The following is a 17,323-nucleotide window of genomic DNA, read 5'->3' as shown; positions in this document are numbered from 1 at the left end:
TGGTGGAGAAGATGCGGCGGTAGGTGGTTGGGGGCGCCTACGACGCGGGTGAAGTGGTCCCGAGGGGCAGGTCGACCATCATCACATCGAAGTGCGGAGAATCCGGGAACGGCTGCGCCTTCCCGGCCTTGCGCCATCCCCACCGCGCGTACGCGCGCTGCGCCGACTCGTTGTCCTCGCGAACCAGCAGCGTCGCCCGCTCCTCGGCCCGGCCGCCGAGCAGGGCATCGTGCAGGGCGTGCGCCACCCCCTTGCCCTGCCACTGCGGGACGACCATCAGCTCGTTGAACGCGAACGTCCGCGACCCCGTCTCGGTGGTGAACCCGTCCGGGACCTGCGTGGTCAGCCCGTCCCACCAGCGGGCCTTCATCGGCAGCGCGTACCCGAAGGCCTGCCCGACCGGCTCCCCGCCGATGTGAGCGATGACGATCTGGAACCCGGGAGCGTTGGCGTAGCCGGGAAACCGTTCGGCGAACCGCTCCGCGGTGAAGAACGGCTGGTCGATCAATTCCTGATGCGACGCGACATAGATCGGCACGATCACGCTGTCGAGGATCTTCTCCGCCTCGGCGGGGTCATGGCGGGTGAAGGTGAGGCCCGAGATCATCGGTCTCCTGTCGATGCGAGTAGTTCGTGCGCCTGCCGGATCGAGGGTCGCCCGGCCTGGGTGGGTGTCACGAGCTGCAGCGAGGTAAGTGCGCTGCCTTGCAGGTATCCGTCACCGCGCTGCTCGGCTGGCATGCTCTCCAGTATTCGCGTCATGTGCCGGGTGCCCTCGTCGATGTCTCCGGCACGGATCATCACTCCGGCCCGGTGCATTTCGATCTGTCCGGCGAACAAGCTCTTCGGGTTTCCTCGGCAGAGGGCCAGCGCGGCGTCTTGGGCGGCCATCGCGGGTTCGACGTTCCCGGCGCAGGTGTGGACGAGGCTGGTGACGAAATGGAGACGGCCTTCCGACCATCCCCACTGGCTGCCCCGCAACGTCCGAACCGTGTCAGGAAGCCTCTCGAATACGCCGCGCAGGTCCTTGATTGCGTCCTCGGCCTCGTCGTGCCGATTGAGTTCGGCGAGAGCCTGAGCCTTGGCGGCGTGGGCGGAGATGACGCCGGTGGGGGAGCCTTGCCCGACACCGATCGCCTCTTCGGCCGCCTCAATGACCGACAGACGGGGGGTCTGGGTGTAGAGCCCGGAGATGGCGGCGTGGCCGCGGACGAAGGCGGCTGCGGTGTGGTCGCCGGTCTGGTCGGCGGCGCGGGCGGCGGTGCGCCACCAGCGGCGCGCGGCTGGTCTCTCTCCCAGGCTGGTCAGATTGATCGCCATGAGCGCGGCCAACTGCGCGGCCACATGGATCAGGCGAGTCCGGGCGGTTCCCTGGCCGGACGGGATCAGGCGCGTCAGTTCGGCAAAGTCCGCCGCGAGCTCCGGCTGGATGACAGCGGCGGGAGAAAAGCCGACCTCGCGGGCGTATTCGTAGGCGACGCGCTCCCATGTATCTGCGTCACGGTCGCTCGCGTCAGCGGCGAGTGCAGTCTCGAACGCGTCTCGCAGCGGCTCGGCATCGCTGGCCAGGGAACTGGCGGTAGCGGTAGCCATGAGGCCGAGAAGAGTGCGGCGGTTCATATCTTCATTGTCATCGTCATCAGCTCGCCCGAACAGGTCCTCCTTACTCGTTTCGAACACCGTGGCGTACTCGGCCGCCCAGTCCCGGGGGTGGTGGTCACCATGCTCGTACTTGCGGATCTGCCGGGCGAGCGACTTCACCTGCGTCTGATTGGGGCGTAAGTCACGCGCCTTGTAGAGGGCTCTGGCCATGTCGGGCTTGAACCAGCCGCGCGCCTCTCGTTCTGCCTGCAGCCGAATTGCCCATTCGGGGCGTTCCACGTCGCTCATCCTGCGCACACCATTCGCCGGACGGACAGGCGGGCTCTCCGAACTGACCGCCCTCTGACCGCAGTATCCGGCCTACCGCGCCACAGGTACACGGGCTTTCACTTGCTGTGACCAAACCGCCACGAGCAAGGGAGCGCACGGTGCACGCCCCTACCCCGCGACCCCAGGACGCCGAGTCCGACCGGCCGGACGACATTGACGCCCGACTGGCCGGGCTCCTCAAGGACTTCCCCGAGTGGGCGTGCCGGTACGAGCTATGGGTCAAGCTGCTGCCGTGGGAGGCGCACCGGCGTCCCTACCGGGGTCCGGTCAGCGGGGGCTTCGCCTGGATCCGCGCCGAATCGGAGGAGCGGCTCCGCGAACTGCTCGCCGCGGCGCACGAGATCGAGACCGGGCGCGGCACCAAGGCCACCGTGGCGACCGACGCGGGGTGCGTCCGGTGAGCGCGCCGCGGTACGTGCGGGACCTCCGCACCGATGAGCAGATTCGGGCGGCCGCAGCGGCCGAGATGCAGCGCCGCTTCGGGGTCCTGGCCTGGTTCGGCGGCTTCACCGGCCTGTACTGGGCGCTGGTCGACAAGCGGCAACTCGTCGCGGCCACGACCCCGCAGGCGCTCGGCGAGCAGATCAAGTCGGCGCGGCAACCGCGATGAGACTCCCGCGGCCCCAGGTCATAAACGCGGCGGCCAGGGCTGCGGGCGGGGCGGCGTGCCCACAAACCCCCGGTTGGGTGCGCCGCCCCTTCTAGACGCCGCACTCCCGGGCTCAACGCGCGGGTGCCCAGGGGTGCGCGGCCCATAGATCCCAAGAGACCCCGCGGCCCCGGGCCGGCAGGCGCGCACCCGGACCGCGGCATCAACCATCAGGCGCGCTGCCGGAGGGCACCATGACCATCACCACCGACCGGGCGGCACAGACTGCCAAGGAACCGCGTGAGCTCGTCCCGCCCGAGGTGTGGCGCGTCCTGGTCGAGGACCTGCGCCGCTACCACCACGTCACCTTCGCCTACGCCGAGCAGATGATGGGCCAGGCGCTCGTCTTCCTCAGGGCGCAGGCCGAGATCGTCCGCGCCCGCCGCGAAGGACGGCCATGGGAACGGATCGTCCCGACCACGCCGGTCGACCCCGCATGGCACGCGTTCATCCTCCGCTCCCAGGCTTACGGTGCGTTCTGCCAGGAGCACGCGGGCGAGTACATCCACCACGTCCCGTACCAGGATGTGGCCATGCTCAACGGCGAGGCCCTCGAAGCCACCATCCCGGTGCTGGAGGCGACCGGGTACCGGGTGGACGTGGAGTTCTGGCACGGCGAGCGGTCGCCGTGCTGCCCGCCCGAATGCAACAACATGGGCGGAAAGTAGCACCGTGACCCACCAGATCGCCCCGGACACGACCAAGCGGACCGGCGTCCAGCCCACGCACTACCACTGCTACGCGTGGTCGGCCGCCGGACGGGAATGGGAGCGGCTCGGGAGGACCGACACGCTCGACCTCAACAGTCCGGACCGGCCGCCTGTGCGGACGGTCGACTGGCTGATCAAGTCGGCCCGGTTCATCGCGGCCGTCCACGCCGACGCGAGGGCCGCGTGCGACTGGCTGATGAGTGAGTGGGGAGAGGCGTGCGAGAAGGCGCTTAACCCCGTCCCCGACTGGGTGTGCCGCGAGGAGCGGGCGGCGCGTGCGCTTCGGGCGATCGAGACGGGGTGCTGGCCGTCCTACAGCCAGTGGCTCGCCGGTGGCGTGATCGCGCTCATGGCCGTCGTCGGCACGGACGGTACCTGCCACTGAGCACGGCAAAAGAGCGCCCCTCACCACCGACGTGGGCGAGGGGCGCTCGCCGTATCGGGATTACCGCGTCTCGTCCGCGACGTGTCAGCAGCCGGCGGACGGCGAGCCGCCGTAAGCGGAGATCCGAGCGGTGGTCAGCGTCATGCCGCCCTCCACATCTTGACGGAAATCAGCGGGTGGTCGCGGAGAAGGTGCGGCGGTAGGTGGTCGGGGGGACGCCTACGACGCGGGTGAAGTGGTGGCGGAGGTTGGCGGGGCTGCCCAGGCCGGAGCGTTGGGCGATCTGGTCGACGGGGAGGGACGTCGTCTCCAGGAGTTCGCGGGCGTGGTCGATCCGGATGCCGCGGAGCCAGGCCATCGGGGTCGTGCCGGTCGTGGCGTGGAAGCGGCGGATCAGGGTGCGCGGGGTGACGTTGGCGCGGCGGGCGAGGGTGGGGACGGTCAGGGGTTCGTGGAGGCGTCGGCGGGCCCAGTCGAGGAGGGGGCCCAGGTCGGCCGCATCGTGGACGGATACGCGCGCGTCGATGTACTGGGCCTGGCCGCCGGGACGGTGTGCGGGCATGACGAGTCGTTTGGCGAGGGCGCTGGCGACGGCGGCGCCATGGTCGGCGCGGACGATGTGCAGGCACAGGTCGAGTCCGGCGGCGGTGCCCGCGCTGGTCAGGATGTCGCCGTCGTCTATGTAGAGGACGGACGCGTCCACCTTGACCTTCGGGTAGCGGTGACGGAGCTGGTCGGCGTGCATCCAGTGGGTGGTGGCCGGACGCCCGTCCAGGAGGCCGGCGGCGGCGAGGACGAACGCGCCCGTGCACAGCGACACGATGCGGGCGCCGTTGTCATGGGCGGCCCGGATCGCCTCGACCAGGTCGGACGGCTGGTCGTCGACGACGTTCGCGCACGCGGGGATCACGACCGTGTCCGCCTCGGCCAGCGCGTCGAGGCCGTGCCGGGCGTCGGCGGCGAATCCGGCGGCGGTGCGGGTCCCGGCGGGGGCGCAGAGGCGGAAGTCGTACCACCAGTCGGCGAGGCCCGGCCGCTCGTACCCGAACACCTCGCACGGGATGGCGAGCTCGAAGATCGGCACCCCTTCGGTCACGGCGACGGCGAGTTTGTGCATGTCACTAATTTAGCGCTGATGGTCGTTTGTGCCACTTGGAGTGCAGGTCCGGTGGGGCGAAGGTGAGGGTATGGACGATTTCCCTGTGGGGCGGGGGTCCTTCGACCCGGCCCCGGCTGTCGCCGAGCGGGTATGGCGGCACGTCGTTGAGCTGTTGGAGCGCGAGCGCGCGGAGATCGCCGGACGGGACGTGAGCGCACCGGTCGACGTCCGGCGGTTGCGGGACGCGGTCGGCGCGTACGACTTCGCACGTCCGGCGTCGCCTGACGATGTGATCGATGACGTCGCGGGGTTGCTGCGCGCGACGACCGTCCACACGACGCATCCGCGCTATTTCGGCCTGTTCAACCCGACTCCGACGCTGATGGGCGTCGTCGGGGAAACGCTGGCGGCCGCGTTCAACCCGCAGATGGCGGCGTGGTCGCACGCTCCGGCCGCCGCCGAGATCGAGGCCCATCTGCTGCGCTTCCTGGGCGGACGGCTGGGCTACCCGTCCGAGAAGGTGGCCGGGTCGTTCACCAGCGGCGGCGCGGAGGCGAACCTGACGGGCGTGCTGCTGGCGCTCACCAGGACGTGGCCCCGGTACGGCGAGGACGGTCTGCGGGGGCTGCCCGGCCGTCCGGTGATGTACGCGTCCGCGGAGAGCCACCTGGCCTGGCTCAAGATCGCGCATGGCACGGGTCTGGGGCGGGACGCCGTCCACCTCGTCCCGACCGGGCCTGACCTGCGGCTGGACGTCCAAGCACTGGCACGGCGCGTGGCCGCCGACCGGGCGGACGGGGACCTGCCGTTCCTCGTCGTCGCGACCGCCGGGACCACGGGAGCCGGCGCGATCGACCCGCTGCCCGAGCTGGCCGACCTCTGCGCGGACCTCGGGCTCCGCCTGCACGTCGACGCCGCGTACGGTGGCGCGGCGGCGCTCTCCGACAGGCTGCGCCCGGCCCTGTCCGGCATCGAGCGCGCCGACTCGATCACCGTGGACGCGCACAAATGGCTGAGCGTCCCGATGGGCGCGGGCGCGCTGCTGACCACCGACGGCGCGGGGCTGGCGGAGACGTTCCGGGTGACGACGTCCTATATGCCGGACGACGTCCCCGACACCGTCGACCCGTACACGTCCAGCCAGCAGTGGTCGCGGAGGTTCATGGGCCTGAAGCTGTTCCTCAGCCTGGCCGTCGCGGGCCGCGGCGGATACGCCGAGCAGCTCGACCACGACGCCGCCCTGGCGGACGACCTCCGCGAGCGCCTCAAGAGCACGGGCTGGACGATCGTCAACGACACCCCACTCCCGGTGGTCTGCTTCGCCGACCCCGCCGACGGGACGTGGGAGCACCACGACGCGCTCGCCCGCCGGGTCGTCGGCAGCGGCCGGGCCTGGATCAGCCCCGTCCGGCTGGCCGGACGCGCCGCCCTCCGCGCCTGCGTCATCAGCCACCGCACGACGCCGTCCGACATCGACGAACTCGTCCAGGCGGTGGACGACGCGAGGAAGTGAGTCAGGGGACGCGGGCGACGGCGCAGAGCATGGAGACGTCCTCGACGGAGGGACGCTTCTCCTCCGGCACCTCCGGACGCCAATCGACAACCGAAGTGACACCCGGTGGGAGCAGCTCAAGGCCGTCGAAGAACCGGGTGAACTCGTCGCGGCTGCGGAGCCGGAACGGGACGCCGCTGCGCTCGTTCGCCTCCACGCTGTAGGCGTACTGCTCGGCCGTCAGATAGTCCTTGGTCGCGTGCGTCATCACGAGGTGGCTGCCCGATGGAAGCGCGCCGAGCAGCCGGGCGACGATGTCGTACGGGTCGTGGTCGTCGGTGATGAAATGCATGGTCGCGACCAGCATCAGCGCCACGGGACGCGACATGTCCAGGGTGCGCGCCAGGTCCGCGTCCGCGAGGATCTTGTCCGGGTCGCGCAGGTCGGCCTGGATGTAGGCGGTCCGGCCCGCGGGCTCGCTGGTGAGCAGGGCGCGGGCGTGCACGAGGACGACCGGGTCGTTGTCGACGTAGACGATCCGGGACGTCGGCTCGATCGACTGCGCGACCTCGTGGACGTTGCCCGCCGACGGCAGCCCGGTGCCGATGTCGAGGAACTGGTGAATGCCCGCCTCACCGGCCAGGTAGGTCACCACGCGTTTGAGGAACGCGCGGTTCTCGCGGGCGGACAGCGCGACGGTCGGGAAGGCGGACGCGACGACCTCGGCCGACTCCCGGTCGACGGCGAAATTGTCCTTCCCGCCGAGCCAGTAGTTGTAGCGGCGTGACGGGTGCGCCTTCGTCGGGTCGACCCCCGGCGGAACCTCCACGATGCCCTCGATTCGTCGCCGCCGCGGCGCCCCGCGGCGGATTTGAAGATCGCAACTCCCTATTGTGCAGGGGGGACACTGGAGTTCACACTACCGGGGTCCGCTCCTTGCGCCAGGCCGGCGAGGACGCGCAGGGAACGCAAAGAGATCGCTCACACGGAAGGCGGGGCAGTGGGCCTCTTCTACAGTCCATTCGACTTTGCGATTCAGGACGACCCTTACCCGGTGTATTCACAACTGCGCGAGAAGTCACCGGTCCACCGGAACGACAATGACGACTTCTGGGCGCTGTCACGGCATGCCGACGTCGTCGCGGCGCTCAAGGATTCGGACCGTTTCTCCAGCAGGAACGGCCTCCGGCTGGAGCCCGCGTTCTGGGGCCCGGACGCCGAGAGGTTCTTCTCGTTCGTCGCGATGGACCCGCCGAAGCACACCCGGATGCGGGGCCTCGTCTCCCGCGCCTTCACGCGGAAGCGCGTCCAGGAACTCGAACCGCGACTCCGCCAGATCGCCCGGGACTGCCTCCACCCGCACCTGGAGGCCGGCTCGTTCGACCTGATGACCGACTTCGCCGCCCGGTTCCCCACCGACGTGATCTCCGAGCTGGTCGGCGTCCCGGAGGCCGACCGCGACAAGGTCCGCGACCTCGGCATGGCCATCATGTACCGGGAGGAAACGGGCGACACTCCTCCCAGCGAGCTTCCCCCCGAGGCGCTCCAGGCGATCGGCGCCCTCGTCGGCTACTACACGGAGCTGACGATCGAGCGCGCGAGGGAGCGCAGGGACGACCTCCTGTCCGGCCTGCTCGACGCCGCCGAGGGCGACGACCGGCTCACCCCGGAGGAGATCGTCGGCGTCCTGATCCTCCTGGTCGGCGCCGGGATAGAGACGACGATGCTCCTGCTGGGCAACGCCTGGCACGCCGCATGGCGGCACCCGGACGAGCGCGCCAAGGCGTTCGCCGGACGCATCGACGACTGGATCGAGGAGACCCTGCGCTGGGACCCGCCGTCCCAGGCCCTCGCCCGCACCACCACCGAGGACGTCCACCTGCACGGCGCGACCATCCCCGCGGACGCGCGCGTCCTGCTGCTCGTCGGCTCCGCCAACCACGACCCGGCCGTGTTCGAGGACCCGTCCCGCTTCGACCTCGACCGCGACACCGGCGCCTCCCTCGCGTTCGGCAACGGCCGCCACCACTGCCTGGGCGCGAACCTCGGCCGCCTGGAGGCCCGCATAGCCCTCACCGAACTCACCGCCGCGATCGCCGACTACGAGATCGACATCCCCCAGGCCCGCCGAGTCCGCTCCTCCAACGACCGAGGCTTCGCCTCCCTCCCCACCCACATCACCCCTCGCCGCTGAAACACCTGGCGGCCCCGTCCTCGCGGCGGACGCTGAAAGCCTCACGCGGGCCGAAAACGCTGGTCGCGAACGAATTACTCGTTCGTGAAAATGATCGGCGGATGATCGGGGAATGAGTGAGGGTCATGGAGACCCTCAAGAGCGGATCCGGTGGGCGGGACGACGAACCCGGCGGTTTGCCCGCGTCCCTCCAGAAGGAGGGGCCGGCGCGCACCGACTGGATCGTGTACGGGCTGACCGCGGGGCTGTCCACGACGTTCGTGGTCTGGGGCGCGGTGTGGACGGACAACCTCAGCTCGACGGCGCAGTCCGTCCTGGACTGGCTGCTCGCGAACCTGGGCTGGCTGTTCGTCCTCGCCGCGACCGGGTTCGTGATCTTCTCGCTGTGGCTGGCGCTGAGCAAGTACGGCAAGATCCCGCTCGGCCAGGAGGACGAGGAGCCGGAGTTCCGGACGGTCTCGTGGGTCGCGATGATGTTCAGCGCGGGCATGGGCATCGGGCTGATGTTCTTCGGCGTCGCGGAGCCGCTCACGCACTATGTGGAGCCGCCGCCGGGGACCGATCCGTCGCAGAGCGAGCCGGCGATCGAGACGGCGATGGCGACGACGATGTTCCACTGGACGCTGCACCCGTGGTCGATCTACGCCGTCCTCGGCCTGGCGATCGGGTACGGGCACTACCGGCGCGGCCGCAGCCAGCTGATCAGCTCGGCGTTCATACCGCTGATCGGACGGCACGGGACGGGCCCGCTCGCCAAGCTCATCGACATCCTGGCGCTGTTCGCCACGCTGTTCGGGTCGGCGGCGTCGCTCGGCATCGGCGCCCTGCAGATCCGCACCGGGATGCAGGAGGCCGGCTGGATCGAGACGCTCGGCACGACGATCCTCGTGCTGATCATCGTGGTGCTGACGATCTGCTTCATCCTGTCGGCGGTGTCCGGCGTCGCCCGCGGCATCCAGTGGCTGTCCAACATCAACATGGTGCTGGCGGCCGTCCTCGCGTTCTTCGTGTTCGTGGTCGGGCCGACGGTGTTCGTCCTGGAGCTGGTGCCCACCTCTATCGGCGTGTACATCCGCGACTTCGGCGAGATGGCGTCGCGGTCGGGCGCGACCGGCGGCACGCCGATGCAGGACTACCTCGCCGACTGGACGATCTTCTACTGGGCGTGGTGGATCTCCTGGTCCCCGTTCGTCGGCATGTTCCTCGCCCGGATCAGCCGCGGCCGCACCATCCGCCAGTTCGTCGCCGGGGTGATCATCGTGCCGAGCGTGGTCAGCCTGGTCTGGTTCGCGATCTTCGGCGGGACGGCGATCAACCAGCAGCGCGACGGCCTCGACCCGTACGGGGACGGCTCGGAGGAGCAGATCACCTTCAACGTGCTCGGCAACCTGCCGTGGGAGATGCTCACCGCGATCGTGGTGATGGTGCTGGTGGCGATCTTCTTCGTGTCGGGCGCGGACGCGGCGTCGATCGTCATGGGCACGCTGTCGCAGCGCGGCTCGACCTCGCCCGCCCGCTGGATGGTGATCTTCTGGGGCGCGATGACCGGCGGCGTCGCCGCGATCATGCTGGTGATCGGCGGGGACAAGGCGCTGAACGGCATCCAGAACATCACGTTCATCGGCGCGCTGCCGTTCGCGATCGTGCTGATCCTGCTGTGCTTCTCGCTGGCCAAGGACGTCCGCGACGACCCGATGATGCGCCGCCAGATCAAGGGCGCCGAGGTGCTGGAGGACGCGGTCGTCTCCGGCTCCGAGCGGCACGAGGGCGACTTCGAACTGGTGACCCAGCCGTCCCCCGACGACGACACCCCGACCGATCGCTGATCCGGACCGATCGCTGATCCGGACCGGCAAGGGCGCCCGGGGACGGGCACCCTTGCGGCCGGGTCAGGCGTAGGGGTTCTGGCCCTCCTTGACGCGGTTGGCGAACTCCTTCAGGGCGTCCAGGGCCCGGAGGTACGGCATCGGGCCGTAGGAGACGCGGGCGACGCCGGCGGCGGTCAGGTCGGCGAGGGACGAGCCGGGCATCTGGTTCGCGTTGATCGGGCCCGGCAGCTCCTTGACCAGGGTCGGGACGGCGTCCAGCGGCGCCATGATCGGGTACACGCAGTCCGCGCCCGCCTCGAGGTACAGGCGGCCCCGGACGATCGCGGCGTCCACCGGGTCCGGCACCTTGGCGGCGAACGTGTCGGCCCGCGCGTTGATCACCAGCGCGTCGCCCGCGGCGGCCCGGACGGCGGCGATGTACTCCGCCTGCGTCTCCGGCTCGGCGAGCTCCCCGGCATAGGTGTCCTCCAGGTTGCAGCCCGCGGCGCCGATGGCGAGCAGGCGCGCGACGAGCTCGCCCGGCTGCAGCCCGTACCCGGCCTCGGCGTCCACGGTCACGGGGACGGACACGGCGCGGATCACGCGCCGGGCGGCGGCGAACATCTCCTCGGCGGGCGCGCCCTCGTGGTCGGGATAGCCGAGCATCGCGGCGATTGCGGCGCTGGCCGTCGCGAGCGCGGGGAAGCCCGCCTCCTCGACGGTCGTGGCGCTCGCCGCGTCCCAGACGTTCGGCAGCAGCAGCGGATCACCGGGACAGTGCAGGTCACGGAGCAGTGCGGCGTGGTTGGTCATTCGGTCTCCTTTCCCATCATCAAATGGACTAGGCAGACCGCTGAAGTGTGACACCCGCCCCGGACATTTCCCAGCCAGGCCGAGCTGGGTTAGCGTCAAGATGATCAGCTGTCCGCGATGAGGGAGTGCGCATGCTGCCGTGGTCCGCCGAGCTCGCCGGCCGCCTGGAAGAGCACGTCGTCAGCAGCGAGCTGCTGCGCGGCAACCCGCTGGACGACCCGCACGAGCGGCCCGTCCTGGTGTACGTCCCGCCCGGCTACGACGACGATCCGGAGCGCCGCTACCCCAGCGTGTACGCGATCCAGGGGTTCACCGGGCACCTCGAGATGTGGCGCAACCGGATGCCGTACCGGCAGCCGTTCCCGGAGACCGCGGACGCGGTGTTCGCGTCCGGCGAGGCCCCGCCCGCGATCGTGGTGTTCGTGGACGCCTGGACGGCGCACGGCGGCAGCCAGTTCGTCGACTCGCCGGGCACGGGCCGCTACCACTCCTACATCTGCGACGAGGTCGTCCCGTGGGTGGACGCCCACTACCGGACGCTCGACGCCCCGGAGCACCGCGGGATCAGCGGCAAGTCCAGCGGCGGCTACGGCGCGATGATCACGCCGATGCTGCGTCCCGACCTGTTCGGCGCCCTCGCGACGCACGCGGGCGACGCGCTGTTCGAGTACTCCTACATGCCCGAGTTCCCCAAGTGCGTCCGGCATCTGCGGAAGTACGACGGCGACATCTGGCGCTGGTGGGACGACTTCCAGGGCCGCGTCTCGTTCACCAGGCCCGAGGACATGGACCTGCTCAACGTCCTCGCCATGGCGCTGTGCTACTCCGCGCGCGACGACGGCACGCCCGAGCTGCCGTTCGACCCGGTCACCGGCGCGATCCGGCAGGACGTCTGGGACCGCTGGCTGGCCTGGGACCCGGTCCGGATGGTGCCGGGGCACGCGGAGGCGATGCGCTCGCAGCGGGCGATCTGGATCGACGGCGGGACCCGCGACGAGTGGTTCCTGGACGTCGGCGCGCAGGCGTACCGCCAGGCGCTGCTGGACGCCGGCGTCCGGGAGGACGTGATCCACTTCGAGCTGTTCGAGGCGGGGCACGGCGGGATCGACTACCGCTACCCGCTCGCCCTCGCCTGGCTCTGCCGCGCCATCGCCCCCCGGCGCCGCGTCATCTCCCCCTGACGCCGCGTCATCACCCTCTGACGCTCCGCATATCCCTCTGACGCTCCGCATCTCTCCCTGACGCTCCGCCACCCCTGCCGCTTCGCGCCCTGACCCTCAGCCTCCCCTGTCCCTCCCCTCCGCCTCCCCTTGACGTTCCAGGGGCGTTCGCTGACGTCCGCTTGCGCTCGCCTGCGTCCGCGCTGCGCAGAGGCGGGGTTTCGAGCTTTCACTTAACAACGCGTCGCGGATTGAAAATCCAGTCCTACTTGGACTCATTGACACATTTCATAACTAGGAGTGCACTTCGGGACAGCTCATCCGGATGAGCACACCCCCATCCCAACCCCCGCCGGACGGGTGGCGGTCCACGCGGAGGCGCTCCCACAAGGACCTCCATGTGCCGCGCCATGCCCGGCACGTGGAAGGAGCACCCCCGTGAGACACCAGACCGCGATCGGGGCTGCGGCGTTGTCCGCCTGCCTCGCCGTGGCGTTGTCCGCCCCCGCCACAGGTGCGACCACCCGCACCGCCCCCGCCAAGCCCGACCCACGCACCGTCGCCGCCGGTTCGGCCGACCGCGTCGTCGCGGCGCAGCCCGCCACGTTCAAGACGGCGCCCGAGGACAAGATCTACCGCACCGGCGTCGTGTCCAGCCTGAACGGCCTCCAGCACGTGTCCTACCAGCGGACGCACGCCGGCCTCCCCGTGTTCGGCGGCGACTTCGTCGTCACGACCAACGCCGGCGGCGCCGTGCTGAGCAGCTCCGTCAGCCAGACCAAGGCGCTCGAAGTCGACACGACGGCGAAGGTCTCCGCGGCGCAGGCCGCGAAGACGTCCCGCGCCCGCGTGTCCAAGGTCGAGAGCGCCTCCGCGCCGCAGCTGACGGTGATGGCCGAGGGCGCCGGACGCCTCGCCTACGAGACCGTCGTCAGCGGCGTCCACAAGAAGGCCCCGACGAAGCTGCACGTGTTCGTCGACGCCAAGAGCGGCAAGGTCGTCCGGACGTTCGACGAGGTCGTCGACGCCGCGCCCGACGACCGCAGCTTCTACCACGGCACCGTCGACATCAGCACCGCGGCCACGTCCATGCAGGACCCGACGCGCAGCGGACTCCGGTGCGGCGGCCAGGACGGCCAGACGTTCACCGGCACCGACAACGTCTGGGGCACCGGCAGCGGCACCAACCTCGAGACCGCCTGCGTCGACGCCATGTACGCCGCCCAAAAAGAATGGGACATGCTGAAGGAGTGGCTCGGCCGCAACGGCATGAACGGCAGCGGCGGCGGCTTCCCGATGCGCGTCGGCCTGAACCAGGCCAACGCGTTCTGGAACGGCAGCTACACCAACTACGGCCGTAACCAGGCAGGCACCAAGCAGGCCACGGGCATGGACGTCGTCGGCCACGAGAACGGCCACGGCATCTTCCAGAACACGCCCGGCGGCTCCAGCGGCGGCAACGGCAACGAGAAGGGCGGGATGAACGAGTCCGCCGGCGACATCTTCGGCACGCTGGTCGAGTTCTACGCCAACGAGCCCGCCGACCTCGACCCGCCGGACTACCTGGTCGGCGAGGAGATCGACCTGGTCGGCTCGGGCCCGATCCGCAACATGTACAACCCGAGCGCGCTCGGCGACCCGAACTGCTACTCGTCGTCGATCCCGCGCACCGAGGTGCACGCGGCGGCCGGCCCGCAGAACCACTGGTTCGTGCTGCTGGCGGTGGGCTCGAACGGATCCCCGTCCAGCCCGACGTGCAACAACTCCACCGTCACCGGGATCGGCATCCAGAAGGCCGGCAAGGTCTTCATGGAGGGCCTCAACCGGAAGACGACGGCCTGGAGCCACGCAGCCGCCCGGACGGCGACCGTGAACGCCGCCAAGCAGCTGTTCCCCGGCTCCACCGCCGAGTGCGAGTCGGTGAAGGCGGCGTGGAGTGCGGTCACCGTCCCCGCGCAGTCCGGTGAGCCCGCCTGCTGAGTGACCACTGAGTCCACCTGCGGCTGAGTGACCACTGAGCCCCTGCGGCTGGGTGACCACTGCTTCCAGACCGCCGTCAAAACTCGCGGCCCGTGACGGGGCCCGCTCCCCCGTCGCGGGCCGCTCCCTTCCCTGGAGGAAATCTCATGAGATCGCGCACTATCGCGGCCATTGGGGCGACCGCCGCTCTCGCCCTCTCCGCCCTGCTGCCCGGCGCGGGCGCCTCGGCGTCCCCCGCGGCGTCCCCCGCGGCCCCGGCCGCGCCTCCGGCGGCACGGGCCGCCGCGCCCGACATTCCGGTCGCCAACGTCAAGGCGCACCTGTCGCAGCTGCAGAGCATCGCCAGCAGCAACGGCGGGAACCGCGCCCACGGCCGTCCCGGCTACCGCGCGTCCGTCGACTTCGTGAAGGCCAAGCTGGACGCGGCCGGGTACACGACGTCCATCCAGTCGTTCAGCTACAACGGCGCCACCGGCTACAACCTGATCGCGGACTGGCCGGGCGGCGACGTCAACAACACCCTGATGACCGGCGCGCACCTCGACAGCGTCAACGCGGGCCCCGGCATCAACGACAACGGCTCCGGCTCCGCCGCGAACCTGGAGGTCGCGCTCGCCGTCGCCCGCGAGGGCTACAAGCCGGACCGGCACCTGCGGTTCGGCTGGTGGGGCGCCGAGGAGCTCGGCCTCATCGGGTCGACGTACTACGTCAACAACCTGCCGGCCGCCGAGCGGTCGAAGATCAAGGGCTACCTGAACTTCGACATGGTCGGCTCGCCCAACCCGGGCTACTTCGCCTATGACGGCGACGGGTCGAGCGGCGGCGGCGGCCCCGCCGGGTCCGCGGAGATCGAGCGGGTGCTCCGCGCGCACTTCGCCACGATCAACGTCCCCGTCGAGGACACGGCGTTCGACGGACGCTCCGACTACGGCCCCTTCATCCGGTACGGGATCGCCGCCGGCGGCCTGTTCACCGGCGCCGAGGGACGCAAGACGTCCGCGCAGGCGCAGAAGTGGGGCGGCACGGCGGGCACCGCGTACGACCGGTGCTACCACGCGTCCTGCGACACCACGTCCAACATCAACGACCCGGCACTCGACCGCAACGCGGACGCCATCGCGTACGCGGTCTGGACGCTGGGCGGTGGCGGCGGCACGCGGTAACCACAGACGGCGAATGTCTCCGCATATGGCGGGCAAAGCGTCCGTCTCGTCGTGCAGGCCGCGGACGCGCGCTCGGACGGTCTCGTCGAGGTCGGCCTCGACTCCATCGAGACCACCGGGCGAGGCAATTCATTCGCCCAGCTCAACGAGGCTTTTCAGAATTTTCGATGGCCCCGTTCAGCGATGTTGAAAATCCAGTGGCGGATGGATCCGTTGACACCCGACCCGCCGCCACGGTCCAATTTTGGACAGCCCGACACCACTCCCAAGGGCTGACCTAAGGCGGTCACACGGTACGAATCTCGGCCCGGCCCGTGTACCGCCGCCCAGACGGGGCCCCGCCCCCCGCCGGGCCCCTGGCGCCCTCGTCCGGCCCTTCGCCGGACGGGGGCCCGGGGCCCTCAAATCCCCCGCGCCGCCGGGCGCCGGAGTGGGATGTCGGGCCCAGGGGTCACAATGGGGGCATGTGCCGCAGTATCAAGACTCTCCGCCCGCCCTTCTCCGACGACGTGACGGACCAGGACGTCAGGGCGGCCGCGCTCCAGTACGTCCGCAAGATCTCCGGGTTCCGCGCGCCCGCGTCCCACAACGCCGAGGCGTTCGAACGGGCCGTCGAGGAGATCGCCCAGAGCACCGCCGCACTCCTGGACTCCCTGGAGATCCGCGGCCGCCGCGCCAGCTGACCCCGCCGGGACCCACCCGGCCTGCCCCGGCCTAGCCGGGGTCTACCGGGCGGCTCTTGCCGGGCTACTCGGCGGCGACCAGCTCGGCGATCTGGACGGTGTTGAGGGCCGCGCCCTTGCGGAGGTTGTCGCCCGAGCAGAACAGGGCGAGGCCGTTCTCGACGGTCTCGTCGCGGCGGATGCGGCCCACGTAGGTCGGGTCCTGGCCCGCGGCCTGGAGCGGCGTCGGGACGTCCGACAGCAGGACGCCGGGCGCGCCGGCCAGCAGCTCGCTCGCCCGCTCAGGGCTCACCGGACGCTCGAACCGGGCGTTCACCTGCAGCGAATGCCCGGTGAAGACCGGGACGCGGACGCAGGTGCCCGACACCTTCAGGTCCGGGATCTCCAGGATCTTGCGGCTCTCGTTGCGGAGCTTCTGCTCCTCGTCGGTCTCGGCGAGCCCGTCGTCCACGATCGACCCCGCCATCGGCAGCACGTTGAACGCGATCGGCCGCACGTACACGGACGGCTCGGGGAACTCCACCGCCGACCCGTCATGGGTCAGCCGGTCCGCGTTCTGGACGACCTTCGTCGCCTGGTCGTGCAGCTCCGCGACGCCTGCGAGCCCGCTGCCCGACACCGCCTGGTAGGTCGAGACGACGAGCGCGGTCAGCCCGGCCTCGGCGTGCAGGGGCCGCAGCACCGGCATCGCGGCCATCGTCGTGCAGTTCGGGTTGGCGATGATCCCCTTGGGACGGCGCGTCGCGGCGTGCGGGTTGACCTCGGCGACGACCAGCGGCACGTCCGGGTCCATCCGCCAGCCCGACGAGTTGTCGATCACGACGGCGCCGGCGGCGGCGACCTTCGGCGCCAGCTCCTTGGACGTGGTCTTCCCGGCCGAGAACAGCACGATGTCGAGGCCCGAGTAGTCGGCGGACTCCGCGTCCTCGACGGTGATCTCGGAGCCGTTCCACGGCAGCCTGCGTCCGGCCGAGCGGGCCGAGGCGAACAGCCGCAGCTCGTCGACCGGGAACCCGCGTTCGGCCAGGATCTCGCGCATCACGCCCCCGACCTGGCCGGTGGCCCCGACGATCCCGATTCTCATGCCGCTCCCTCTGGTAGGTCTGGTAGATCGCTTTGACCTGGAGTGTCGCCCAGGCCGTTCAGGTCGTCCAATCAATAACCCTACGCAGCGGGTTCAAGCTCGGGGACGCCACCCTGAGCCGCCAGGGGTGCATTCAGGGGTGAATCAGGGCGAATCCGGATGTCAGGGTTA

The 17,323-nt window shown here is 70.3% G+C and carries 17 protein-coding genes; 11 read left to right on the top strand and 6 right to left on the bottom strand.

What is annotated here, in order from left to right; translation table 11 throughout:
* Nucleotides 1–37: 37 nt before the first annotated feature.
* Nucleotides 38–607, bottom strand: a complete 570-nt coding sequence (locus tag ACH35V_RS02215; protein ID WP_395969798.1) for a GNAT family N-acetyltransferase — start codon at nt 605–607, stop codon at nt 38–40.
* The gene (locus ACH35V_RS02210; protein WP_395969797.1) at nt 604–1,890 is read right to left on the bottom strand and encodes a hypothetical protein; all 1,287 of its coding nucleotides are present in this window, start codon (nt 1,888–1,890) and stop codon (nt 604–606) included. Before ACH35V_RS02210 ends, ACH35V_RS02215 begins: the two co-directional genes overlap by 4 nt.
* 140 nt (nt 1,891–2,030) lie before the next feature.
* On the opposite strand from ACH35V_RS02210, the gene ACH35V_RS02205 reads away from it, so the two are divergent.
* From ACH35V_RS02205 to ACH35V_RS02190, 4 genes are all read left to right on the top strand, one after another.
* Nucleotides 2,031–2,333, top strand: a complete 303-nt coding sequence (locus ACH35V_RS02205) for a hypothetical protein (protein ID WP_395969796.1) — start codon at nt 2,031–2,033, stop codon at nt 2,331–2,333.
* Nucleotides 2,330–2,542, top strand: a complete 213-nt coding sequence (locus ACH35V_RS02200) for a hypothetical protein (RefSeq protein ID WP_395969795.1) — start codon at nt 2,330–2,332, stop codon at nt 2,540–2,542. Before ACH35V_RS02205 ends, ACH35V_RS02200 begins: the two co-directional genes overlap by 4 nt.
* A gap of 233 nt (nt 2,543–2,775) precedes the next feature.
* On the top strand, nt 2,776–3,249 hold the full coding sequence (locus tag ACH35V_RS02195; RefSeq protein ID WP_395969794.1) for a hypothetical protein: 474 nt from the start codon (nt 2,776–2,778) through the stop codon (nt 3,247–3,249).
* A 4-nt stretch (nt 3,250–3,253) separates the two neighbouring features.
* A complete protein-coding gene (locus ACH35V_RS02190; protein WP_395969793.1) occupies nt 3,254–3,676 on the top strand; it encodes a hypothetical protein in 423 nt (140 codons plus the stop codon).
* Nucleotides 3,677–3,845: 169 nt separating this feature from the next.
* On the opposite strand, the gene ACH35V_RS02185 is transcribed toward ACH35V_RS02190, so the two are convergent.
* Nucleotides 3,846–4,793, bottom strand: a complete 948-nt coding sequence (locus tag ACH35V_RS02185) for a GlxA family transcriptional regulator (protein WP_395969792.1) — start codon at nt 4,791–4,793, stop codon at nt 3,846–3,848.
* Between the two features lie 70 nt (nt 4,794–4,863).
* Here ACH35V_RS02185 and ACH35V_RS02180 point away from each other — a divergent pair, with 70 nt between their 5' ends.
* Complete coding sequence (locus ACH35V_RS02180) at nt 4,864–6,288, top strand: pyridoxal phosphate-dependent decarboxylase family protein (protein ID WP_395969791.1); 1,425 nt, start codon at nt 4,864–4,866, stop codon at nt 6,286–6,288.
* A 1-nt stretch (nt 6,289) separates the two neighbouring features.
* Here the strand turns inward: ACH35V_RS02180 and ACH35V_RS02175 are convergent, their stop codons facing one another.
* Nucleotides 6,290–7,096 carry an SAM-dependent methyltransferase gene (locus tag ACH35V_RS02175; protein WP_395969790.1) on the bottom strand — a complete coding sequence of 269 codons (807 nt, stop codon included), beginning with the start codon at nt 7,094–7,096 and terminating at the stop codon, nt 6,290–6,292.
* Between the two features lie 225 nt (nt 7,097–7,321).
* On the opposite strand from ACH35V_RS02175, the gene ACH35V_RS02170 reads away from it, so the two are divergent.
* Nucleotides 7,322–8,461 (top strand): cytochrome P450, encoded by a 1,140-nt coding sequence (locus ACH35V_RS02170; RefSeq protein ID WP_395969789.1) that lies wholly within the window; start codon nt 7,322–7,324, stop codon nt 8,459–8,461.
* 125 nt (nt 8,462–8,586) lie between these two features.
* On the top strand, nt 8,587–10,287 hold the full coding sequence (locus ACH35V_RS02165) for a BCCT family transporter (RefSeq protein ID WP_395969788.1): 1,701 nt from the start codon (nt 8,587–8,589) through the stop codon (nt 10,285–10,287).
* A gap of 63 nt (nt 10,288–10,350) precedes the next feature.
* On the opposite strand, the gene ACH35V_RS02160 is transcribed toward ACH35V_RS02165, so the two are convergent.
* Complete coding sequence (locus tag ACH35V_RS02160) at nt 10,351–11,082, bottom strand: isocitrate lyase/phosphoenolpyruvate mutase family protein (protein WP_395969787.1); 732 nt, start codon at nt 11,080–11,082, stop codon at nt 10,351–10,353.
* Nucleotides 11,083–11,213: 131 nt separating this feature from the next.
* On the opposite strand from ACH35V_RS02160, the gene ACH35V_RS02155 reads away from it, so the two are divergent.
* From ACH35V_RS02155 to ACH35V_RS02140, 4 genes are all read left to right on the top strand, one after another.
* Complete coding sequence (locus ACH35V_RS02155; protein ID WP_395969786.1) at nt 11,214–12,263, top strand: alpha/beta hydrolase; 1,050 nt, start codon at nt 11,214–11,216, stop codon at nt 12,261–12,263.
* A 417-nt stretch (nt 12,264–12,680) separates the two neighbouring features.
* Nucleotides 12,681–14,222, top strand: coding sequence for a M4 family metallopeptidase (locus ACH35V_RS02150; RefSeq protein WP_395969785.1), 1,542 nt, complete (start codon nt 12,681–12,683; stop codon nt 14,220–14,222).
* Between the two features lie 146 nt (nt 14,223–14,368).
* Complete coding sequence (locus tag ACH35V_RS02145; RefSeq protein WP_395969784.1) at nt 14,369–15,385, top strand: M28 family metallopeptidase; 1,017 nt, start codon at nt 14,369–14,371, stop codon at nt 15,383–15,385.
* A 464-nt stretch (nt 15,386–15,849) separates the two neighbouring features.
* Entirely contained in the window at nt 15,850–16,068 is a 219-nt protein-coding gene (locus tag ACH35V_RS02140) for a DUF2277 domain-containing protein (protein ID WP_395969783.1), read from the top strand.
* A 64-nt stretch (nt 16,069–16,132) separates the two neighbouring features.
* Here the strand turns inward: ACH35V_RS02140 and ACH35V_RS02135 are convergent, their stop codons facing one another.
* The gene (locus tag ACH35V_RS02135; protein WP_395969782.1) at nt 16,133–17,152 is read right to left on the bottom strand and encodes an aspartate-semialdehyde dehydrogenase; all 1,020 of its coding nucleotides are present in this window, start codon (nt 17,150–17,152) and stop codon (nt 16,133–16,135) included.
* Nucleotides 17,153–17,323 lie beyond the last annotated feature (171 nt).

The sequence above is a fragment of the Actinomadura sp. 1N219 genome (assembly GCF_044326405.1).
In the GTDB taxonomy this organism is placed as follows: domain Bacteria; phylum Actinomycetota; class Actinomycetes; order Streptosporangiales; family Streptosporangiaceae; genus Spirillospora.
Note: the sequence above shows the minus strand (reverse complement) of the source record. Positions and strands in the feature narration are given on the sequence as shown.